This is a genomic window from Prevotella sp. BV3P1 (assembly GCF_000479005.1).
Classification (GTDB): Bacteria; Bacteroidota; Bacteroidia; order Bacteroidales; family Bacteroidaceae; genus Prevotella.
In genome coordinates, this window is the sequence record NZ_AWXC01000037.1 from 42,295 (window position 1) to 66,133 (window position 23,839).

At 44.1% G+C, this 23,839-nt stretch carries 15 protein-coding genes; 1 reads left to right on the forward strand and 14 read right to left on the reverse strand.

The annotated features are described in order from the left end of the window. Positions 1 to 42 precede the first annotated feature (42 nt). From HMPREF1254_RS06640 to HMPREF1254_RS06650, 3 genes are all read right to left on the reverse strand, one after another. The gene (locus HMPREF1254_RS06640; RefSeq protein ID WP_023057957.1) at positions 43 to 1,611 is read right to left on the reverse strand and encodes a RagB/SusD family nutrient uptake outer membrane protein; all 1,569 of its coding nucleotides are present in this window, start codon (positions 1,609 to 1,611) and stop codon (positions 43 to 45) included. Between the two features lie 10 nt (positions 1,612 to 1,621). Beyond that, on the reverse strand, positions 1,622 to 4,954 hold the full coding sequence (locus HMPREF1254_RS06645) for a SusC/RagA family TonB-linked outer membrane protein (protein WP_023057933.1): 3,333 nt from the start codon (positions 4,952 to 4,954) through the stop codon (positions 1,622 to 1,624). A gap of 143 nt (positions 4,955 to 5,097) precedes the next feature. Further along, positions 5,098 to 6,126: a FecR family protein gene (locus HMPREF1254_RS06650; RefSeq protein ID WP_023057929.1), complete on the reverse strand. Its 1,029-nt coding sequence runs from the start codon at positions 6,124 to 6,126 to the stop codon at positions 5,098 to 5,100. Between the two features lie 739 nt (positions 6,127 to 6,865). Here HMPREF1254_RS06650 and HMPREF1254_RS06655 point away from each other — a divergent pair. Continuing rightward, complete coding sequence (locus HMPREF1254_RS06655) at positions 6,866 to 7,432, forward strand: RNA polymerase sigma-70 factor (protein ID WP_023057971.1); 567 nt, start codon at positions 6,866 to 6,868, stop codon at positions 7,430 to 7,432. A gap of 134 nt (positions 7,433 to 7,566) precedes the next feature. Here HMPREF1254_RS06655 and ispF read toward each other — a convergent pair whose 3' ends face one another. The 11 genes from ispF to rplM all read right to left on the reverse strand — a co-directional run bounded on the left by ispF (position 7,567) and on the right by rplM (position 23,274). After that, positions 7,567 to 8,052 carry a 2-C-methyl-D-erythritol 2,4-cyclodiphosphate synthase gene (gene ispF, locus HMPREF1254_RS06660; protein WP_023057879.1) on the reverse strand — a complete coding sequence of 162 codons (486 nt, stop codon included), beginning with the start codon at positions 8,050 to 8,052 and terminating at the stop codon, positions 7,567 to 7,569. 254 nt (positions 8,053 to 8,306) lie between these two features. Continuing rightward, positions 8,307 to 9,485 (reverse strand): type IX secretion system outer membrane channel protein PorV, encoded by a 1,179-nt coding sequence (gene porV / locus HMPREF1254_RS06665; RefSeq protein ID WP_036891153.1) that lies wholly within the window; start codon positions 9,483 to 9,485, stop codon positions 8,307 to 8,309. A gap of 48 nt (positions 9,486 to 9,533) precedes the next feature. Next, on the reverse strand, positions 9,534 to 13,064 hold the full coding sequence (gene porU, locus HMPREF1254_RS06670; protein ID WP_155945438.1) for a type IX secretion system sortase PorU: 3,531 nt from the start codon (positions 13,062 to 13,064) through the stop codon (positions 9,534 to 9,536). Between the two features lie 29 nt (positions 13,065 to 13,093). Continuing rightward, positions 13,094 to 13,711 carry a fumarylacetoacetate hydrolase family protein gene (locus HMPREF1254_RS06675; RefSeq protein ID WP_023057918.1) on the reverse strand — a complete coding sequence of 206 codons (618 nt, stop codon included), beginning with the start codon at positions 13,709 to 13,711 and terminating at the stop codon, positions 13,094 to 13,096. A gap of 218 nt (positions 13,712 to 13,929) precedes the next feature. Further along, on the reverse strand, positions 13,930 to 14,619 hold the full coding sequence (locus HMPREF1254_RS06680) for a DUF3823 domain-containing protein (protein ID WP_023057887.1): 690 nt from the start codon (positions 14,617 to 14,619) through the stop codon (positions 13,930 to 13,932). A gap of 18 nt (positions 14,620 to 14,637) precedes the next feature. Next, complete coding sequence (locus tag HMPREF1254_RS06685; protein WP_023057931.1) at positions 14,638 to 16,476, reverse strand: RagB/SusD family nutrient uptake outer membrane protein; 1,839 nt, start codon at positions 16,474 to 16,476, stop codon at positions 14,638 to 14,640. A gap of 6 nt (positions 16,477 to 16,482) precedes the next feature. After that, positions 16,483 to 19,509 (reverse strand): SusC/RagA family TonB-linked outer membrane protein, encoded by a 3,027-nt coding sequence (locus tag HMPREF1254_RS06690; RefSeq protein WP_231385827.1) that lies wholly within the window; start codon positions 19,507 to 19,509, stop codon positions 16,483 to 16,485. A 628-nt stretch (positions 19,510 to 20,137) separates the two neighbouring features. Continuing rightward, positions 20,138 to 21,130, reverse strand: a complete 993-nt coding sequence (gene tsf, locus HMPREF1254_RS06695; protein ID WP_023057874.1) for a translation elongation factor Ts — start codon at positions 21,128 to 21,130, stop codon at positions 20,138 to 20,140. Positions 21,131 to 21,256: 126 nt separating this feature from the next. Continuing rightward, the gene (gene rpsB / locus HMPREF1254_RS06700) at positions 21,257 to 22,147 is read right to left on the reverse strand and encodes a 30S ribosomal protein S2 (RefSeq protein ID WP_023057913.1); all 891 of its coding nucleotides are present in this window, start codon (positions 22,145 to 22,147) and stop codon (positions 21,257 to 21,259) included. A 269-nt stretch (positions 22,148 to 22,416) separates the two neighbouring features. Further along, positions 22,417 to 22,803: a 30S ribosomal protein S9 gene (rpsI, locus tag HMPREF1254_RS06705; protein ID WP_004347912.1), complete on the reverse strand. Its 387-nt coding sequence runs from the start codon at positions 22,801 to 22,803 to the stop codon at positions 22,417 to 22,419. 9 nt (positions 22,804 to 22,812) lie between these two features. After that, positions 22,813 to 23,274: a 50S ribosomal protein L13 gene (gene rplM / locus HMPREF1254_RS06710; protein WP_023057899.1), complete on the reverse strand. Its 462-nt coding sequence runs from the start codon at positions 23,272 to 23,274 to the stop codon at positions 22,813 to 22,815. Positions 23,275 to 23,839 lie beyond the last annotated feature (565 nt).

Consider the following 23,839-nt stretch of genomic DNA (forward strand, 5'->3'; position numbering starts at 1 on the left):
AATATCATTAATAAAACATATTAAGTTGTAGTGTACTTAGGCTTAGTTTTTCTTTGCCCACCATACATCTGTAGCCATATTGTCTTTACCTCCCAAAAGTTTTACGCCATCCTTATAGTTCTCAAGGTTGTTAGTACGTTCCTCTTGTGGGTAGTAAATACGACGCGCTCCTCGTTTACTGTCTACAATACCGCCACTGTTGTTTACCACTACTGGCATCAGACGAGGATAGCCTGTACGGCGATATTCTGCCCATGCCTCTTGTCCGAGAGGAAAGTTGGCAATCCATTTTTGGGTAATGATGCGTTCAAGGTTTTCTTCCATTTTCGCATTATCATCCCATGCGATAGTAACAGAAGACATAGGCGCACTTATAGAATTTTGTTCCAGGGGATCAATGTAGGCCGCTGGCGTGCGTGTTGCATCATTCAGATAGCTGTCTGCTCCTGTAACACCCCACTGCTGAAAACTTAATCTAACGCCCTCATTATAAAGATCCTTTGCTTTACCGTTCATATTCCAACCACGCAAAGCGCCTTCAGCTCGTAAGAATGCCACCTCCGCAGCATTCATCAACATGATTTTAGAGTCAATTTTCACATTGTAATTTGAATAAGCATGAGCCTCCTTACCATCTGGAATAGCAATACCTGTGCGTAAACCATTATACTCATTTTCAAGGTTTTCAAATGTTGTCTTGGTGAACATGGCTGCTCGTCTTGGATCGTTATATCCATTCATATAAGATGTAATGTCGGCACTAACGCGCGAATCACCTCCATTGTACATATACATCACAACATAAAGAGGATTTTTTGTAGTTGTAAATTCTGCATTATCGCCAACAGAAGTCATCACACCCACTTCGTGAGCCACAGCCTCTTCCGCATACTTTTTCGCTAATGTTGGGTTTACATTGGCCATACGCATAGCTAATCTCAACTTTAACGAGTTTGCATACTTAATCCATTTTTCAACTTTTCCTCCGTATATATTGTCTGCATTTGCACTAAAATCACTTGTACGATGTGCTGTAAGTTTGGTTATAGCCTCTTCAAGTTCAGAAAGCATGGACTTATACACATCTTCTTGTGTATCGTAAGGTGCTTTTATATCTCCATCTTTACCTACTTTAGAATAAGGTATTGGCCCATAAGCATCCGCAATACGATGTAAACTTGCCACCTTCACAATTTCTGCAACAGATGGAATTATGTCGTCTGTCGCAAGTCGTTTTACCTCATTGTAGTTAATGAAGACCTTTGGAATGATATCATTAAATGGCACGCGTGCCCAATCATTGGCAGGACTATATTGCGCAAAGTTTTTACCAGCGAATCCTGAATTAGAATCAGCAAAGTATCCTCCATAGCTACCACCCAAAAGACATTCTGTGAATTGGCAAGTGTTTTCTTGATTTGGAACAATCCATGCTTCCAAACTATTCATAGCACCCGCGATGTCGTATGCGTCACGTTGCATCTCTTCTTTTGTCGCGCCATACGGATTACGGTTGAAGTCATCATACCCATCAGTACAACCTATGGCTGTCGTAAGAAGCATGCCCGCAGCCAAAGCAGGCATCATTGATTTTATATTATATGTCATCATTTTAGTCTGATTAGAAAGTAAGTTTAACATTAAAACCTATATTTCGCGTACTTGGCGTCATAAACTTATCAATTCCTTGATAATAGTTACCGGTGGTGGCTGTAGCCTCGGGGTCGAAAGGTGCTTTGCAATAGAACATCAGCAGATTACGCCCAACTACAGAAACACTTAAATCGCCAATTCCAAAAAGAAGGTTTCTCTTGAAGGTATAACCAATGTTTGCTTCTTGCAAACGTACATTGGTTGCACTATAAGTGTAATATTGTGGTATGCCGTCTGCTGCTCCAATGGCAGTATACCATGTTTCCGGATTGATGAAATTCTGTCCGTTGTTAACACTTACATAACCTTTATCACGAGCTGCAGCCGTAGCTTCTGACACTCCGTAATAATCGAGTGCAGCCTGTGTGGCAGAGTAAGCGATACCGCCGAAACGAGCTGTCACCATGAAGCCAAAATGAAGGTTGCGCCAAGCGAAATCGTTGCGCCACGACATATTACACTTTGGAAGTACCGACCCTAATTTTATTTCCTCAACACTTGAGTTCTTATATACCTTGCCAGCAGGATCAACGTAAACCTTCCCCTTATCATCGCGTTGTATGTCTGCCAGCGAATACAAGTCGCCCAAGGTTCCGCCCTTCTTTAAGATGAAGTGTGCTGCGCCCAGACCCAGTTGGTCAAGTTTATCAAGTGAAATAACGCTGTTAGTTCCCGGTACATTATATTGGGTAACCAACTCGTTAATCTTGTTTTCGTTCGCACTCAACGTGTAATTACTTTCCCATGAGAAATGCCCCCATTGGTTGTTGTATCCCAATGCGAACTCCACACCACGGTTGCTTACATCACCCGTCTGTATGTACATTTTACTAAATCCTGACGAGGCAGATATTTTAGGGTCAAATGTTTGGTTAAAAGTTGATGTGCTGTAATAAGTAACATTCAAATTAAAATGGTCAAAGAGTTTGGTCTGCAAACCAAATTCCCATGAGTTAGTACGTTCGGGCTTTAAGTCATATACAGGATAAGCTGTCTGACTGCTCCATTGCTTGTTCGTTTCATCCCATTCGTACATTGGATTCGCATACCAACGTGGGAACGACAAACCTACACTTGCAAAAGAAGAACGCAGTTTAAGATAATTGATTTGTTTGGGCAACTTGAAGGTTTCTGACACAATCCACGAACCACCGACCGATGGATAGAAGAATGATTTCACGTTGGAGTGAGGGCCAGCCAACATAGAAGGCCAGTCGTTACGACCTGTCAGGGTAAGATAATACTGACTCTTCCAGCCCAATTCCATACTTGCGAATACAGATTTCGTTTGATCGTGATAGCCGGCGGGTTCGGGCTTTAATTGCGTGCGGTCAATCTGTGTAATGGTGAACACGTTGGGAATCAGCTTCTCACTTATCGGTCCGCGCACACCCAACAAGTCTTCACGCTGGTCTTGCAATGATGCACCCAGGTTAGCATTCAATGACAACCTGTCTTCAAAGAAGCGCTTGTTTACCGTTGCCATCACATCTCCATAAGTCTGACGATTAGTTGTCTTTGAAATACCATACAGTCCGTTTTCACTTCCCGTGAGCGTCTTGTTGGTAGTAGCGTAAAAACGCTCATCGTAACTCGATGCGTTGTGATCAATACGAATACGCGCCGACAAATTGAGCCATGAAGTAACCGCATAAGTTGCGCCAGCATTCATCATATAACGATGTTTCGATGTGGTGCGTGGTGTACGATAATTAATCCAATATGGGTTTTGTCCAACGAATTCACTGATTAAATCACCCCAATTTTGCACATAAATACGTCGTTGACTGTCATATCGCTCAAACATAGCCATATTTTCGTACGAGTTGCCGCGAGGATAAAGATAGGCCGTAATCAGAGGGTTGTTGTATACACCCTGGTTAATCATGTTGCAATCGTTTTGCAAGATAAAACTTGCTCCCAAATCAAGAGTCAGTTTATCATTGAGCAAATTAGTGGTGTTACGCGCCGTGAAATTATATCGGTTGTAATGGTTGTTGGGCACAATGCCATTAGCATTCAGGGCACTGGCCGACAAGAATGTCTGATTGCGATCCGTTCCTGTCGACAAGGTAACGGCCTCTGTTGTCACGATTCCTGTCTTCAAGTAATCTGTAACGGGATTGTAACCTTGATGATTGGCTTCATTGAGCAATTTGCCCCAGCTGTATGAATTTGCCCCATTCTCACGAAGCATGGAACCTGTTCCATACCGATTCTGAAAACGCGGCATGGCGAACGCATCCGACAACTCTGTTGTTTGCGAAACCGTAAATACGGTTTTGCCCGCTTTTCCTTTCTTGGTAGTAATGACAATGGCACCGTTGGATGCCTTTTCTCCATACAGAGCAGCTGCCGCAGCACCTGTCAAGACCGACATGCTTTCGATATCTTCGGGGTTAATGTCCGCAATACCCTCAGAAGTACCACGCGAATCAAACTCCTTTCCACCTTCTCTGCCTGCATTGAGCATGGGAATACCATCTATCACATACAACACATTGCTTGATTGTGAGATAGAACGCATACCACGCATAACTACCTTGGAAGCGCCGCCAACACCAGACGAAGACGCATTGATGTTAACACCCGCCACTTTACCGTTTAATGAGTTGATAAAGTTTGCGTCTTTGTTGGTCAGCAAGTCTTCTCCTTTTACCTGTTGTACATTGTAGCTCAAGGCCTTCTCTTCGCGCTTGATACCCAATGCGGTAACCACCACTTCGTTCAACTCTTTAGAACTTTCTGAAAGGACGGTCTGCGCTGTGATGTCAGTTGCTTTAAACTCTTTTGTCGCAAAGCCTACATAAGAGAACTCAATCATGCTATTCTTTGCTGCCGACAAAACATAGTTGCCATCTACGTCGGTAACGGTGGCATTCTTCGTTCCCTTCACTCTCACCGTAACGCCTGGGAGTGATTCGCCATTCGCATCTGTCACTTGTCCTGTCACCTTAATGGTAGCCTGGTTTTGCGCAGAAGTGCTTACTTTCGCTTTAGGTTTCTCACTAATTAAGATGTGGTGATCGGTAATAGTGTAATCGACGTTGGTGCCCTTGAAAAGTTCTTGTAAGAGATCGGACAACTTCATCTTGTCAGAACTTACTTGGACTACCTTCTTCAAATTGATGACATTTTGTCCATAGTCCACTGATTTGTTGGTCTGTTTTTCAATCGCAGTAATCAAAGTCTTCAGCGTTGCTTTGCGCTGCTGCAACTTGATGATTTGATTTTGTGCAAACCCTGCTGATGAAATAAATAACAATGCGCCAACCAAAAAAGTTTTGCTGAATGGCATCATCGTTAATAGTGTTTTTTTAGCCTTAGGTTTCATTACTTTGTGTAAATAAAATAAATTGATAGTTTTAATATAGATTCGTTAATCGCTCGCATCCGTGATTGCTATTCAAGTTATCACCCCGATGCGGCCTCAATATTCACATGTTATTTTTTCATATTGCCCGCCTTGTGTCCTCCTTTCTTCACATTAAGTGTAATTGTATGTTGTTGATGAATATAATCTAAGTTTCCAGATATTTTCGTCAGCACTTTCATCACGTCGTCAATGCCTTCGTCTGCCCTGAAAGCCATGGTGAATTGCTGTGACAAATCAACCGCCGGAGTGGTCTTGATACTGACGTTGTATCGACGCTGCAAATCAGCAATGATTGCTTTCAAAGGCGTTTGGTCGAACAACAATTTACCATCCATCCATTGATTGTAATTGCCGCTGTTCACGCTACGCTTCGTCATCTTACCACTGATGCGATTGTACACGGCCTGTTCATTGGGCAACAGCGCCATGGCGATTTTGTCTCCATAAACTTTCACCTTACCTTGTTCCAAGGTTGTGGTAACCAGTTCTTCGGCAGGGTAGGCCTTCACGTTAAAATGAGTTCCCAGCACCTTGACCTTCAAATTGCCCACATGTACGATAAAAGGCTGACTGCTATTTTTAGCAACATCAAAATGTGCCTCTCCGTCTAAATAGACATCACGCCGAGAAAACAATCGACTAAAGCGTTGGGGATAAAACAAGGAAGAACCTGCGTTGAGGCGTACCTGGGTTCCATCGGACAAGAGCAAGACTTTAGTTTGCCCGTTTTCCACATGACATTCGGTGAGCATGGCTTGGGAAGCCATCTGGTTAGAAGCCATAAACCAAGTGCCCAGGCATAAAGCAATGGGTAGGAAAATAACAGCAGCATACTTCAATACCTTTAAACGTATTTGGCGGGCACGCTCCTGATGGCCATGATGAGAACGAAGAGCTTGATTTCGCAGAACCGATTGCGACATGGCGTCGGCGTTTATCACGTCATCGGTTTCATCCCAAACGCGCTTCAAAGCTTCGTTTTTCGCCTCTCTGTCCACCTCGTCAATGAGCCACGCCATCACTTGTTGACGATAGCGAGACGGAATCAGTCCATCTGCAAAATATCTAATGATTTTGTATGCGGTTTCCTTGTTCATGATTTAGGGTTTTACTCAATAGACAAAGATAACGGCCATCACACGCAGTTAAGAAATGTTAAATGGTAATTTGAAGATAAAACTCTGCCTTTGGTTACCACAAAAGGGTATTTCTTGTGAAGACAAAAGCTTGCCATCATCCTGGTAACTCATTTGATTTTTTTTGACAAAGAACTTCTTAATATTTTGCGTATTTGCAAACAGTCATTCATTTGGTCGCAAATTCGCCAAGCATTCGCAACTTTTGTATTTTCCTATCAATCAATGTGTTGTGAATTTGGTAGGTGATTTTAGGCTTGCATTTCACCACCTTTTAGGGCAAAAGCATTGCGTTAAGGGTGTTATCTGCATGCTTTTTACAGGTTAGAGCATGTAGATAGCTCATCAAAGTCATGTAGCTTGAGCAGTCAACTCATTGCTTTTGCGCCCAAAGTCGAATTTTCTTGCCCGCTCATCTCATTTTTTGCATGCTGGTTGCCTATTGATTTTTTCTATATTGAAAGTTTAAACTGGCCATTTTTAGGGCAGTTTTTGTGACAAAAAATTAACTTTTCATGCGAAATTCAGGGCGACACACGAAGATTCACACTACTACCGACAGCTCGTTTGACAGCAACTCATCACGCCAGACAAGCAGTTGCTTTTCAACACGAAGGGTTTGTAAAATCAATGTAATATTTTTTAAGATGTTGTTTTTTATCGTATATTTGCGCAAAAGAATACTTATAAGCACCTTTCAATGTCTAAGAAAATAATAACGGTAGGGCAAACCAGCCCCCAGGATATCGAATGCCTAAAAGCATACGATGTGCTATTTACACGTTATTATGCCAAAGTGAGAAACTTTGTTTATGCCATCGTCAAAGACGAAAATGAGGCTGAAGACATTGCTCAGGAGATCTTTCTTAAATTGTGGATTCAACGCGATAAAATAGGAATCGTTGACAATTGGGACGCCTATTTGTTCGCTATGGCACGCAACTGCACACTGAATGCCCTCAAACAGAAGATGCATGAACACAATTTAAGAAGTTACCCAGAGGCCGGTATACCCGAAGAAAATTCTTTGGAAGAAATGATTTTCAGTGAAGAGCTCAAGGCGATTATAGAAAACGTTATCAGCAAAATGCCCGATCAGCGGCGCAGAGTATTCACCATGAGCAGATTGCAAGGCATGACAAATCAAGAAATTGCACAAGCCTTGAATATCAGTAAACGCACCGTGGAAACACACATTTCAGCTGCGCTGGCACAAATCAGGAGGGTTGTGACGATGGCGGTTGTCTTTCATTTCCTTGTTTCGTAAAGTGAAACAAAGGTGTTCATCCCTGCTAAGCATACCTCTTCTTATGGACGTTGCTAAGAACGGCAAGCGTTCATGGCTCGGCTAAACCGCCCAACCACTTGCCTCATAGAAGCGTTGACGAACAATGCCAACGCTTATGCCTTCACTATCAACACGGTAGCGTATGCAGCCATTCCCTCCTGACGACCCACAAAACCCATGCGTTCACTGGTGGTAGCCTTGATAGAGATGTTGTCTTCATCGGTTTGCATCAGCCTGGCCAAACAACTCTTCATGGCGGGTATGTGGGGATTAATCTTGGGTTGTTCGGCACAAACGGTGGCATCGACATTGCCGAGTTGATACCCTTTGGTGGCGATGAGTGCCATGGTTTTCTGCAAGATTACCTTGCTGTCCATGTTGAGGGTTTCATCTGAGGTGTCGGGGAAGTGATAACCGATGTCACGCATGTTGGCTGCTCCCAGCAAAGCATCGCAGATGGCATGAATCAGCACATCGGCATCGCTGTGTCCCAACAGTCCCATCGAATGCTCTATCTTGATGCCACCGAGCCAAAGGTCGCGCCCTTCCACTAATTTGTGGACATCATAGCCAAAACCAACACGAAAAATAGGAAGCATAAGGTAGAAGTTTTTTAGTTGACGAGTTGACGAGTTTACGAGTTGACAAGTATATAGATTTCTAGTTGTTTAGTTTTCCTAATTATCTAGTTTTCCTAGATTTCCTAGGATTCCTAGAATTCCTAGATGTTCTAGATTTTCTAGGCTCCTAGATTACCAGTTTACAAGTTGATAGCCTTGCTAATCACTCCCCTCCCCTTCGGGGAGGGGTTGGGGGAGAGGCTGTAGAGGGGTTGGGGGAGAGGCTGCCATTCTTACCTCCTAAACAAGTCTTTAATCCCATCCATATCAAAGTTCAATGAGAAGCGAAGGGTTTGGTCAAGCGGATTGCTCTTTGCCATGGCAATCACGTAACCTGCATCCAGTGAGAACACACTCATCTTGAAACCGGCACCCACCGTAAAGTATTTTAGGTTACCTTTATTCTCTGCTTGATGATGATAACCCGCCCGCAGTGCGAACTGATCGTGATAAACATACTCGGCACCTACGCTCCATTGTATTTCCTGCAACTCTTCTCTCACACCATTGGGGGCATCGCTGAAGCTTTTGAAAATACCGCTGATGCTCGACACATCATAATATTCTTTCTGAACACGCTCCTGGTAGTCCTCCGTACTCTCGCCCTCATTCTGTTTTGGGTAGGTGGGTACCAACAATTTGTTGGCATCGGCTGCCACGGTAAATCGGTTATATTCATCGATGGGAATCATCAGAGAAGCACCCAACCGCAGGTTGGTGGGAATGAACTCACTGTTGTCGCTGCCACCAAAAGTAATCTTACTACCAATGTTTGAGATGTTGAGGCCGATGCCCAACTGGCTTTCACGTTCCCCAAGGTTGATATAATTTTGATAATAGGCCGAGATGTCTGCGGCGAAAGCCGAGCCAGGAGTGGTTTCATCCTTAAAGTCGTAAGTTAAGTCAGAGTAAATCCAACGCACGGCAGCACCTAATGAAAATCGCTCACTCAACATCAACGAGTAGGCTACATCCAATGACATTTCGTATGGGTTGATGGTCATCCCACCCCCTTTGCCATCTCTGTCAACATTGGTTGTCACCTCGCCCAGTGAGAAATAGCGCAGCGAACCAGACATGGCACTATAGTCACCGATGCGATAGTAGCCTGCCAAATAGGCCAAATCGATGTCGTTGACCAACTGTCGGAGCCATGGCGTGTAGTTGAGTGCCACACCAGCACGACTGATGGTGAAGGGATATTTGGCTGGGTTCCAATATTGTGAAACCACGTCAGGATCGGTAGCCGCACCCACATCACCCAAGCCGGCCGAGCGAGCATCGGGTGCAATCATTTGTGAAGTGACCGATGAGTGGACTGGATTAAACATGTTTCGTTTGTCCTGCGCCGACAATGAAAGAGCAAAGCAGACAAACAACAGCATGCAAAATATTCTTGGAAATCTATTCATTCTGTACTGTAACTCTTTTCTGTTATTGATTAAAAACGCATGGGATGGTTAATTATTGCCTATCACGATGAGTTTCTTCGCTTTGGAAACCTTCTGACTGCCCTCAGAAGAGAGCAGCACACGATAGAGATAAACGCCAGTTTGCAAGCGTGCCCCACTGTCTACTCTCAAATCCCAGTCAATGGTATAAGCATCATTAGTACTCACGCCACGTTCCTGATGCTTCCATAGTTGGCGGCCACTCATGTCGAACACGTCAATTTCCACATCCACCTGTCCGCCCACCCTGTCGTGGTTGATGATGAAGGTCGTAGTGGTTCGTGCGGGATTATGCGTGCAATCGACCGAAAACAGATTGGGTTGCATGCCCTTGACGACATGGAATGTCAGTTCTGCGGTCGAAGAATTGTTCAGAACATCCCATGCTCTGAATTGTAGCCTGTGCGGACCAGGAGCCAATTCGGGGATGTTGTAATACGTGGTTCCGGTGGTATAACTGCCAAAGTCGTACACGAAATGATCGTTGAGGTTATATGTTTTTGACATTTCTCCATCGATAATCAACTGCAAGTCGTGCCCAATGCCGCTTCCAGCGCTATTGATTCCATTCTCATCGGTAATTTTCGCAACGAAATAAGGCGTGCTGTTCACCTTATCGCCATTGGTGAACGACGGCGAGTTGAGATAACAGTAAATGGATGGTCCGATGGAATCGTTGGCCACATCTGCTGTGCCACCAATCGTAAACGCCTCGCTGGTACCGTGTGCCTTCAACTGATGGTCATCACTCAAGGCATACAAATTCATTAGTCCCGTGCCATCCGTGTAATTGATGTCCCGCGGAATGGCGAAAGTTAGCGTAAACCTTCCACCAACAACGTTGCCAGACCCGTTGAACAATGTCTTGGTGCGATCGTAATAGGTAAACGGACTGGTGATGTCAGCCGCATCGTTCATTCGGCAAACAATTTTTTCTTGGCTATCCCGAACGGTCACAGTTACCGTTCCATTGAAGTCGGCGGCGTGTTCTACATGCCCCGTCACTTTGGCTATTCCACCAGCTTTGAGAGAAGTTTTGACATCAGTTGACACGGGCGAGCCATTGATGGAATCGACAACCACCTTTAAGGTGGGCTGATGAAGTGCCACGGCTGGGTCGCCCAACAATGAATATTGCAGTTTGTTGTCTGTCAAGTCGCGTTTAGTATCAATCATCTCATTCTTGGCCAAGCGTTGAGCTTCACCTATCGTAATCGGTTTCCCAGCACGGTCCTTGTTCAACACATGCCGCAGGAAAGAGGTGTTGATCTGGGCGTTGTAATAAGCCCAAACGGTACGAGTTGTGCCAAAGAAAGCCAAAGCGCCGCCCTTCGGATTGAGTACGGCTGCCTCACCAATGGTTGGAACGGTGCCATCGAAAGGCATAATGTCACACGCAGCAGTGACCCACAAGGGAAGATTAGGATTATTGAACGACTGGAAATCACTTAAATTCAACACCTTTTCATGGGAAATCTGCATTTCTGACCCATGTCCACCGTAATCCATGATGAGGGCTCCTGCCGCCTGCTGCTGTTTAATCAGTCGAGTTACCTCTGGGTAGGCATGTCCAGTAGACGAAGTTTCGCGAACGTATGCATCCCACATGATTTTCTTGACCAAATAGCCAGGATACTGTGTTGAGATGGCATCGGCCGTGGTATTGATGCCACGCATGTGCAGATTGTCCTCGCCATCATCACCCATGAATACCAAAGTGTTTTGCCATGCACCGCCATTTTTGTTTTTCACATAGTTGATAACCTTATCAACCATCACCTTGGCCTCGGCTTCTGTCTTCACAGGGAAACGGCCCACGGCGACATCTTGCTTATCAGAGAAATTGGTATTCAAACCTTCTCCGTCGTCCAAAGCACAAAAGAAGCCATCGTCTACATAGCAATGAAGGGCACTGAACGAATTTTCACTCTCAAAACAAAGCAGGTAATCATCAGGATTGAGATTGCGGCAGTTGGGCGTTAGCATTCGGTTGTCCCAGACACAATCGCCAAACAGCAACAGATATTTCGGCATGTCAGCATCAGTCTGTGCCCGATCGTACAACATCTTGAGGTATCTGCGGTAGGCATTGGCGTCAGGAGTACCGCTCGAGAACTCGTTGTAAAGTTCATCAGCCGGCACGATGCGTACCCGCATGCCATCGTTTTGTTCGTGGAAAGCCTTCAAACGTTCAGCCTGCGTGCGAAGCTTTTGACTGGTGGGAATGATGATGACCATGTCGACGAAGCCATCTCCATGCAAGTCTTGGTTGGTAATGTTGTAAACATATTCAGGAACGGGGAAGGAGGTTCCTTTGAGTTGTGGTGCCGGCAGAGGCTTTTGCCATATTAAAGAAATATAATCCAAGCGAACCGGACCGCCTGAGTTTGTGGTTATCTTGACAGAATCAGTCGTCCATGTTCTGTTGATTTCATATACCGCACCCGCTTCATTTCCACTGTCATGATCTCTTAAACGGATGTTCAACGTCCCCAATTCGGCATTCTGATAGGTCACGGCTGCCAGAGATGCGGTGCCAGCAGATAGATTGACTGACATCTTAGCACGGCCTTGACCCGCCTTAGACGGGATGATAAATGTCTTGGAAGAACCTGCTGGGATGGGATTGGGGTCAAACAAGTTGCGTCCGCCAGCATACCATGCATGACCGTCAACTTCGTAAAGGGTGTGATAATCGTCAGGCGAGGGATAGAAAGATGCCAGAAACGCCGTAGAATCGACAGACGTGGGCGCATCATCTGTCTGCGTCAGAAAGTAATAGCCATAGTCTGAATAGGGGTTGCGAGTGCGACGAGTGGCTGTGTTGGATTCCCATGACACTGGCCCGTATGCATAAAACAATCGACGCCCATCAACCCAACAGGTGGGAACTTCCTTCAAATCATCGGTTGCCACCAACTCTTCAGCAACCAGTTTCTCGTTTTGTAACCTACCGCCATAGCCATAAACTTTCACCTTATTAATATCTGTAAAGCCGGCCTTACGAATCAAGTCATCCGTCAATCGGTACACGCCCGATGCGGGTACGCGTATTTTTGCCCACTTGCCTGACGCCAATACCGAGTGAGCAGCATAACGACTCGTGCCGCCTGCCCTTGTCCGTACTGCTGCATGTCGCAGCGATTGCTTGCGTGGCTGGGCTTCTAATCGCAGCATGAAGCTGACTAAAATTTGATATTTGCCGTCACGAAACACCAAAGGGCAGAAGTCTACCTCCAACGAACCTTTCTTTCTATCCAAAGCCAACCGCTGTCGGATAGGTGGTAAGGCTGGCAATGGCGCGTCAGACAGCTGTCTGTATCGTGCAATATCGGCCGACGTCATGTCTATGAATTCGGGGTAGAGAATAGAAACGGCATAGGAAGAGTCAGCGTATTGATTGCCCAGCGCAAAGGAATGGGAGAAATGAGGCAACCGTGAATCTATCTTCACGTCAGCTGCCGTCAAGTTAAAGAAACGCTCTTGAGCAGAAACACTCAAGCACAAAAGCGACAAAAAACCAATAACAAGAAATTTGATTTCTCTCAACACGCTTTCTAATTCTGAGTTTATTTACAATTCATTTCAAGCACCTTTCGGTCTGCCAGATACCCCTCTAAATGGTCGTTTACCTCCACAGGACCTGTTCCCGCAGGCGTACCGGTGTACAAGATGTCACCAGTTTTTAAGGTGAAATATCGACTGATATAAGCTATCAGCTCATCAATCTTGTACAACATGTCACCCGTGAACCCTTCTTGCACCGTCTGTCCATTGATATCAAGATGGAAGTTGAGCGTCTGCACGTCGCGAAACTTGCCTACATCTACCCAGTCACCCAACGCAGCCGCACCATCAAATCCTTTGGATAGCTCCCAAGGCTGCCCTGCTGTGCGTAACTTTTGTTGCAGTTCACGAGCTGTAAAATCTATTCCTACGGTAACAGCATCGTAGTAACGATGGGCAAATCGTTCTGAGATAGTCTTACCTAATCGACAAATCCGTACGACCACTTCGGCCTCGTATTCTATCCTCCCCAAGTCATCGGGAATGAAGAACGGCTTATGATCTTTGAGCAAAGCCGAATCAGGCTTCATGAAAATCACAGGATTCTCTGTTTTTGATAACGTTCCCAACAGCTCTTTATTGTGCTGTGCGTAATTCATTCCAACGGCAAATATCTTCATCTCTTTGATTTTTTCTATTGATTCTTCACAGCCAGCAGCTGCAATTTGGTATGCTGCAAAGATACTACAAATTAGAATAAGTAGCGAACGATGGCATTGCTTTCGTCGAAGGGTAGGATACGGAAACAGGATGGACGCATTATTTCATGCATCCATCCTGTCAGTTAGATATCATTCAAGCGGGCCAGATAGGCCAGTTATCTTGAATCCCAATCTAATTATTTCAAATCCATTACCGGCGAGTAGATGGCTTGATCGGCTTGTGAAGCCTTCACGCCAATGCGTACAGTCATCCGTGGTTTAGACTTTAATGCAGACAATTGCTCGCTCTTCAAATCAAGTGTGAACGTATTCGTTCCTACTTTGATGGCATCTGCCTTGATATTCTTTGCACGGAAAGCATTCTGGCCATCAATCAGTCCTGTGGAGCCTACAGATATAATTCCCTTGTCTATTGTGGCCGTTTCTACAATCTTGGACAGCTTAAATGTAACAGAAATGCTATTTCCTGACAGATTTGCCTTGGCATCTGACACTATGAAATAAGGTGTTACTTCGAGATTAACCTCAGCTGCTCCATTAAGGTTAACTACGGTAGTGTCACGTTTGTTCACCCAAGGCCCATTACCGTCTTTTGTAACAAGTTTGTAGGTGCCGTTGAACAATTTGGCACTGAATCTTCCTTGTTGATCAACATAAACAGTAATAGGAGAATGAAGCTGATAATTGTCTTGATAAAGCTGTAACTGGATGGCTTCACCTGTACCTTGCAAGTTGAGGTTCTGTCCTTTGTATTGTACATTACCTGTCAACATCGATTCGGGTTCATCCATGTTATCTAATCCACATGATGTGAAACTGAGTACACCAGCGACAAATAATGATATATTTAAAATTACTTTTTTCATATTTCTATCTATTTAAGATTATTGATATGGGTTCTTAACAAGAAGTGGATTTCTATTTAACCAACTATTGTCATAGAAATTGTAATAGTTCTGAATCTTGAAATAACGTGCGTTTGGAGACATGAAGAAGAAGTCTTCAACAAACACCCATTTCCCATCATTGGGATTTCCAGGAGCGACAACCCGATACGGCCATAACCTACGATGACGTGCATGTTCGTCATTGGGATTTCCATTGAATATCTTATCTGCCAGACGCCAACGTTTCAAATCCCACCAACGATGGAACTCGAATGCGAACTCTACGGCATTCTCATGAACAATCTGGTTGAAATTAAGAGAGTGCAAATCCTGAACACCCGCACGCTGACGAACCTTGTTGATATAAGAAAGCGCATCAGAGGAATTACCTAATTCGAACGATGCCTCACAGGCAATCATGTAAGCCTCAGCGATTCTGAAATAAGGCCACCATGTGTCCGCACGACGTCCGCGAGTTGACGCACCTGGTGTCTCATCCAAGAACTTACGAAAATAGAATCCTGTTTTATTGATGTGCTGGTCATTGCTTTGCATAGGTCCATTTTGCGAAGTCAACAGGTTGCCTTGCTCATCCTTAGAATCCAATTTGCCTGTTTTCAATTCCCATTTCCCATTATTCATTCTCAGTTGGCCTGCCTGAAGAATTACTTCGGAACCTTTAAACGGAGCACCGGGATAAATCACAGAACCATAAAGACGAGGGTCACGATTAGAGAAGGGATCAGTAGCCTTGTCATAAAACTTGTAAGACCCATCAGCCAATTTCGTTTCTATCTTTTGCGCCTGCCCGGGTGTAGGTGTGTTTAAGGGCTCGAACATTTCAACCAAGTTTAATGTTGGACCAGCATAGCTATTGTCGATATCCTCTGCATGGGAAGCTGGGATGTTACTTTGTGTAAAACCATGGGTAGAGCCAGGATAGTAGTAGTCGCGTGCCCAGATTACCTCCGAATTGTTTTCCTTAGAAGTAACTGCCTCATAGAAGTTCTTGCCCTTATCATTGGGATAATTGTCCTGTAATTTGTAAGGACTGTTTTCAATGACATCCTTAGCAGCAGCCAAAGCCTCATGATAATATCCATTTGCTTTATCTGCAGGAATACCAACCTCGCCTCCAGCTGTCTTGATAGGATTAGTCATCTGATTGTTATACTTAGCCAAAGAAGCCGCATAAATGGCTGCGCGTGCCTGTAACATTTTGGCCGCCCATTTATTTGCACGAGCAGAATGGACAGTCTTGTCAGCACCTAACATTTTTGCTGCTTCTTTACATTCTTTAATGATATAGTCATAGGTCTGAGCCTCTGTCGACCTTGCCTTCAAAAGTGAATTAATGTCATCTGGGCCAGTATAACCATACACACTATCGCCCATCAAAGAAACACCACCCAAGCTACGGCACATGTTGAAATACACCCAAGCCCGAATGAAACGAACTTCACCCTCAAGAGGAGCTTTTTCGATATCAGACATGACGTGAGTGTTACGAAGTCCTTCCAAGAACTGGTTACAATTCCTGATCATCACATAGTCGTACACACGCCAACGATAGTTTTCAAAGGTCGAATAGTTATCTGGACCACTTTCGCTTTTTGCAGCCTCATCAATCAAGGTAAACTGCCATGTATCGTCCAAATGTTGTCCGTAAGTGATACGTCCGTACAAGTTTGCCAGAACAGACTTTATCATGTTCTTATCACCGTAGATTTGATCATTGGTGTAGATGTTGTCTGGATTTTGATCCAGGAATCCACTGCAGCCTGTCATAGCCAACGCTGCGAGAGCTGAAGCAAATATATATTTTATTTTATTCATAATGATTTAAAATTTAAGATTGAAACCAACATTGATGACACGCATTGTAGGGTATTGTAAACCACTTGCACTCTCCTGCTCAGGATCGAAGCCTGGTTTATTGGAGAACGTCAAAACATTCTGTCCTGCTATGTAAACGCGCAATGATTTCAGGGAAAGCTTCTGCATCCAAACCGTTGGGAAGGTATATCCAATTTCAAAATTACGCAACTTTACATAACGTACGTTTTGCAACCAAAAGTCACTGCCCCAATAATTGCTGTGTCCACTGTTACCAATCAACGGCATTGGATACTTGCCGGGGATTAGTTCACTGTTTGCATCCCACATATCACTCAAGTGCCAGCTATCTTCCAACAGGTACTGCGGATTGTTGCCACCATCATGGAAAGGAAGCATCTGTTCCCAGTTTGTCCAGAACGACATGCCGGAACCTCCAGTGAGGTCAAAAGCGAAGTCTATGCCTTTCCAGTTGATGCCAAAGTTAAAACCGTAGTTTAAGTTCGGAGTACCACCATTGCGGTATCCGATAGGACGTGCGTCCATGCCATTGATGACTCCATCATTGTTCAGGTCCTTATATTTAATGTCACCAGGGCGCAAAGTCTTATTGCCATGACGGTCGTTGTCAATTGGCCATTTAGCGATTTCTTCCCATGACTGGAATTGACCATCATTCTTCAATCCCCAGTAGATGCCATCAAAACGATGCCATCTCGTGTTGCAATACTCATCCCACGAATTGCTGAAGCGAGGTTTGTATTGTTCCCAGTTATATCGACGGGCGTAGGTAAAGTTAAGACCAATCCTATACTGGAAATCACCTACTTTATCACGCCAATTAACCGATCCATCAAATCCACGACGAACGTCGGAGTTCAGGTTCTCTTTGGGCAAGTTGAAACCTACTTCAGCAGGTATTAGCACATCGTATCGTCTTTCTGGCAAACCTGTACGGTTGCGATCAAAGTAGTCTAACGTTCCTGATAGTCTTTGTCCAAGGAAAGCAAAGTCGATACCAATGTCAAGTATGTGCGCCTTCATCCAAGTAAAGGTAGTCGCAGGAAGATTACGTGCACGTGAACCTATTACGTAATTACCATCAATCGCAGAACCTCCGTCCTTGTAGTTATAGCCCATCATATAGTCGTATGCAGCATACCCCTCTACATTGTCATCGCCTACGACACCGTATGATGCACGTAGCTTCAAGTCGTCAAAAACAGAACCCAGTTTTGAACCTTTCCAAAAGCCTTCTTCAGAGATTCGCCATCCCAAAGAGGCTGCCGGGAACCAGCCCCATCGATGTCCGGGAGCCCATTTCCAAGCACCGTCCCTACGAGCAGACAGCTCGATGAGATACTTGTTGGCAAAGTCATAATTTAACTTCATCATATATCCTAGTCGCGCTTCCGTTCTGTTTCCGTAATCATTGTATGTATCCAATGTCGTGAAGTCGATCAGATGCATCGCATTTGCATAGGGAATAGAGTGAACCCAGACAGAAGGTGTCCTACGTTTTGTTGCATCAAAACCAAACAAAGCTGATACGTGGTGATCGCCGAAATACTTATCGTAAGTCAACCGCATGTTTGAAGACAACTCTTCAACATGTCCCAATGTACGCTCACGCCATGGATTCCCATTGTAGAAATCAACAGGGTATGTGTCCGTAGCTTCATCATAGCGATACAATGAGTAGGTATACTCTTGGTTGTTCAACTGATGATAGCCGAGGTAATAGCCAACCAACCAAGAAGCTTTCAACCCATCGAGTATATCATAACTAGCATTAGCATTCATCTGAATGACACGCCACTTATCGGTATAAACACCAGACCTTTCGTAATTTAGAAATGCAAAGTTGGTGTCTGTGTTAGCAGATGTTCGTTGTGGATACTTTGGATTGTCGTTGGCAAAAGGACGTCGTGTCGGAAGATTCCGGTAGGTTGCAAAGATCGGCAGCCAATAGTCATCCATCCCAGGAACACCGGGCTGACGTCTCTTCTCAATACGACCATTTACAGACGCACCAACTTTCAACTTATTAGTGATTTGTGCGTCAATGTTCATCTGAACGTTGGTTCTATAGAAACCGCCATAGTTACGTATAGCAGCTTCCTGTACCAAATTGCTAACAGAGAAATAATAATTGATTTTGTCAGAGCCGCCTGATGCATTCATGCTGACATAGGTCTGTGGAGACGTCGTCCATACATAATCGTACCAATCAAAAGGCCGATAGCCTTTCTCTGTGCCTTGCATCCATTTTTGGTAATCCTCCTTCGAATAGGTGTAGTTTGTTCCTTGTATAGTCTGACTACCTATAAATCGCTCCATATAAGTCTTCAGTGTTGCAGGCTTCGCAAACTTAGAAATGTGCTGCCAACCATAGTATCCGTTTACCTCAAACTGCGGAGCAGTGTTGAGCCGACCATGCTTGGTTGTTACGACGACAACGCCATTGGCTGCACGCACACCATAAATAGCAGCCGAAGCATCTTTCAGCACACTAACTTGTTCGATATCGTTAGCATCTAAGTTGTTAAATTGACCTTCGTCCTTCACCACACCGTCGATCACATACAACGGCGTTCCCATGTTGCGAATCTGTAAAGAAGTTGAAGAGCCTGGTCTACCATCAGCCTGGCGGCTATTGACACCGGCAATCTTACCAACCAGGGTGCCTGAAACAGTGGTAGCCACTGAACGCGAGATGTCTTTATCGTTAATGCTAGAGATAGCACCTGTCAACGACTCCTTTTTCTGTTGCATACCGAAACCGGTAACGACAACTTCTGTCAAAGTCTGATTATCTTCCTGCATCGTCACTTTGATGGTGTTACGATTGGCTACATTCACATTTTGTGTCTTGTAACCTACATATGAAATCGACAACACTGGTTTTGCAGACGAAACGGTAATACTAAAATTGCCATCTATATCAGTTATGGCTCCGTTTTGAGTTCCCTGTTCTGCCACAGTGACACCTGTCAAAGGTTCTCCGTGTGCATCAACTATTGTTCCTTTCACTGTTTTTTCAGATTGCTGTGCAGTCCTCATAGCGGATGAATGTATTTTCTCCGACAGAGCGTGAGATGTTCCTCCGGCCATGAATAGTAAAGCGAGCAATGCAATCTTGCCCATTCGTTTGAACTGGGGCATACAAGGCTTCTTACATGAAATATTTTCCATATGATTGAAGTAAGTTTAATTAGTAATATTAGGTTAACCCTTCATGGGTTAAGTTTTTGTTGCATAAGTTTCTCAGTATGTGGATTATTACCCACCATTAATCAATATTTTCATAGGTTAGAATGAGATTTAAATATTTGTAAATAATTGGTTTCAGCTACAGAAATGTCAGGATTGTTTGGTTACCATATTAATGGCTTTATATACCGCAGACAAAGTTACTTGTTTTAACCAAAATAACACAATGTTGTAAATAAATAGTAATGTAATTAACATATATTTACAAATGAAGTGTTTTTATACCTCGTAGCGCTGTGTTGTCATTCATTTTTATAAAAAAACTAATGAGAAGTATTTAGGCAAATCTATCCTGCACTGCTTACGCTCAACACGGAAAAAGCCCGATTGAGAGGTTCTCAACCGGACTTTTCTATGTCACAAAACTTCCTTTCTTGGAAGTTGTTTATTAATCTGCACGCAAGCTAAAACGCTTGAAATCGACGATTTCCAAATCCTTGTCAGCCTGTTTCAGATATTCAGAAACAGTGATTTTGCTGTCCTGGATATATTCTTGGTTCAACAAGCAGTTTTCCTTGAAGAACTTGTTCATACGGCCTTTGGCAATATTCTGGATCATGTTTTCTTGCAAATGCTCCTTCTTGTCAGCTGCTGTTTCAGCCTTAATCTTACGAATCTCGTCTGCTTGCTCAGCGGTAATTTCACCCTTGCGGATGCCTTCCTCCATGTGTTCCTCGCTCTCAGCGATATACAAGTTGAAGCCAGCTTTCTTCAATGCTGCCGAAACAGCTTTCTCAATCTGCTCTTCTTTGGTCTTCTCTACAGCCACCTTGTACTCAGCATCTTTCACTTCTTGCGAAACGTTTTCTTCATTCAAGGCCACAGGGTTCATCGCAGCAACCTGCATGGCGATGTTATGAGCCTGCTCTTCGGCAGGTTTATTGGTCTGAACCATTGTGCACAGGATGTTCTTGTTCATGTGGTTGTATGCCTCAATGTTTTCTCCTTCGAGGAAACGATAGCCATCCAACTCCATCTTCTCGCCTGTGATACCAGAACGAAGTTTAACGGTTGTGGCAACATCTTTTCCATCTGCAAGCTTCAAAGTCAGGATTTCATCAATGGTCTTGGCCTTAGCAGCAACGGCAGCGTCGAGGATGTTTTGTGTACACTCGATAAAGTCCTTGCCGTTAGCCACAAAGTCGGTTTCGCACTTCAAGGCAATCATTGCAGCGAAGTCTTTGTCAACTTTCACGAGCACACAACCGTTTGAGGTCTCACGATCAGAACGTTTGGCAGCGATAGCCAGTCCGCGTTCACGAACCAACTCAACAGCCTTGTCCATGTCACCAGCAGCTTCGGTCAACGCTTTCTTGCAATCAGCCAGACCAGCGCCGGTCAGTTTACGAAGCTTTTGTATATCAGCAATTGTTACAGCCATAATATAAAAATCTTATTTATTGGGTTAATATTATTCTTTTATAAAAAGGACAGAGAAGAATGAAGAGACCACCAGATATGTTAAGAACATACCTTTCCCCCCTTCGTTCTTCTCTATTCAATACGATTATTCAGCAGCAGGAGCTTCTTCTTTAGCTTCAGCTTCCTTGTTTTCTTCCTTTGCAGGTTCAGCTTTGTCAGCTACTTCCTCTGTTGCTTCAGCCTTCTCAGACTCTTCGGTCTGCTTGCGAGCCTTGCGAGCACGCTTTGGCTTAGCCTCTGCAGCTTCTTCTTGCTGCTCGGCAGCAGCCTTTTCGTCAGCCTTTTCAGCCTTGCGTTCCTCCAAACCCTCAGCGATGGCTTGACAGCAAGCAGTCAAGATTACTTCTACAGAATCTTTCGCATCATCATTTGCGGGAATCACGAAGTCGATGTTCTTAGGATCTGAGTTGGTGTCAACGATAGCGAACACGGGGATGCCCAAGCGATTGGCTTCCTTCACTGCGATGTGTTCCTTGCATACGTCTACAACGAACAATGCGGAAGGCAAGCGAGTAAGGTCGGCAATAGAACCCAAGTTCTTCTCCAACTTGGCGCGTTGGCGTGTAATCTGAAGCAACTCACGCTTGGAGATGTTTTCGAACGTGCCATCAGCCATCAACTTGTCGATGTTTGTCATTTTCTTCACAGCCTTACGAATGGTTGGGAAGTTGGTCAGTGTACCACCAGCCCAACGCTCGTTCACGTATGGCATGTTTACAGATGCAGCCTTCTCGGCTACGATGTCCTTAGCTTGTTTTTTAGTAGCGACAAACAAAATCTTCCTACCAGACTTCGCAATCTGTTTCAAAGCTTCGGCTGCTTCGTCAATCTTTGCAACCGTTTTGTTCAGGTCGATGATGTGAATACCATTGCGCTCCATGAAGATATAAGGAGCCATGGCTGGATTCCATTTGCGACGGAGGTGTCCGAAGTGGCTACCTGCCTGCAATAATTGGTCAAAATTTGTTCTTGACATTTTTCTTTTCTTTAAATTGTTTACTTTCTTTTTAGTTGATTAGAACCAATCTTCGAGTAGTTCGTCACGCATGGGAAATCTCGAGGATTTAGATACTAAACGGGTGATCAGTTTACGAGTTGATAGTTTACAAGTTTACAAGTTTACAAGTAAACAGTTTACAAGTTTACGAGTTGATAGCTTGAAAGTGTACGAGTTAATCGTTTACAAGTTTAGAAGTATCACCTCGTCAACTTGTCTACTCGTGAACTTGTCAACTACTCTCCTCATTAACGCTTACTGAACTGGAAGCGACGACGGGCCTTGGGCTGTCCTGGCTTCTTACGCTCAACAGCACGGCTGTCACGTGTCAAGAATCCATTGTCCTTCAACACCTTCTTATCTTCAGCATTCAACTTGACGAGCGCACGGGCAATGGCGAGGCGAAGTGCCTGGCTCTGACCTGTGAATCCGCCACCATCAAGGTTGGCCTTGATGTCATATTTTCCTTCAACCTCAAGTGTTTCCAATGGCTGTTTAACCACATAACGCAAGATAGCTGATGGGAAATAGGTTTCAATATCTTTTTTGTTAATCGTTATTTTGCCGGTACCTTCAGTCAGGTATACGCGAGCGATGGCGCTCTTGCGACGGCCTATTGCATTGATTACTTCCATCTTTCCTTATTATTTATACTGGTTAATATCGATAGCCTTAGGCTTCTGGGCAGCCTTGTCGTGCTCAGCACCTTCGAATACATACAGGTTGCTCAGCAAAGAACGTCCCAACGGACCCTTTGGCAGCATACCTTTTACGGCATGACGAACAATTTTGTCAACACCGTTCTTGCGAGTACGAAGCTCGGCAGGAGTGTTGAAACGCTGTCCACCAGGATAACCGGTATAACGTGTATAAAGTTTGTCTGTCTCTTTCTTGCCAGAGAACTTAATTTTCTCGGCATTGATGATAATGACGTTGTCTCCACAATCAACATGAGGAGTGAAAGTTGGCTTGTACTTGCCACGCAGCAACTTAGCGACCTTTGAGCAAAGGCGACCAACAATCTGGTCGGTTGCGTCTACTACGACCCACTCTTTTTGAGCTGTTTCCTTGTTGACGGAAATAGTCTTGTAACTTAATGTGTCCATTAAAAATTTAAATTTTACTACTAAAAAACGTTTTTATTTCACTCATGTACGAACGATTCACTAACCGTGATGCTCGGCCAAAAGCACCACTATTAACACATCCGCACAGGGGACTCTAAGTTCATCCCCGAAATAATCGGTCTGCAAAAATACACATATCTATAAACATAGCCAACATTAGACTCTCTCAATAGCTATTATTTTATAATTTATTAATTATATTACGATTTATTAACGCTATTCACTTGGGTTAAAATCTACTTATTGGAGAAATTGGTTGAACACCCAAAAATAAAGTGAAGCGAAGGGGGTACAGACAGAAAACTTCAATTATTTTTACCAAAAAAAGGCCCAAAAACAGTCCTTCTGAATTTTCATTCTGGAGAAAAACAATAGGCTTGCCGGATGAAAACAAGGAGCTGTTTTTCCTCAGAATTCTGTTTTTCGATCTAAAAACAATGATATTACACGCACAGAAGCATCACTTAACACCTCAACGAACATGACTTTGTACGCCAAAAGCATGCATATTAGCGCACTAAGGCAATGCTTTTGAGAAAATAAG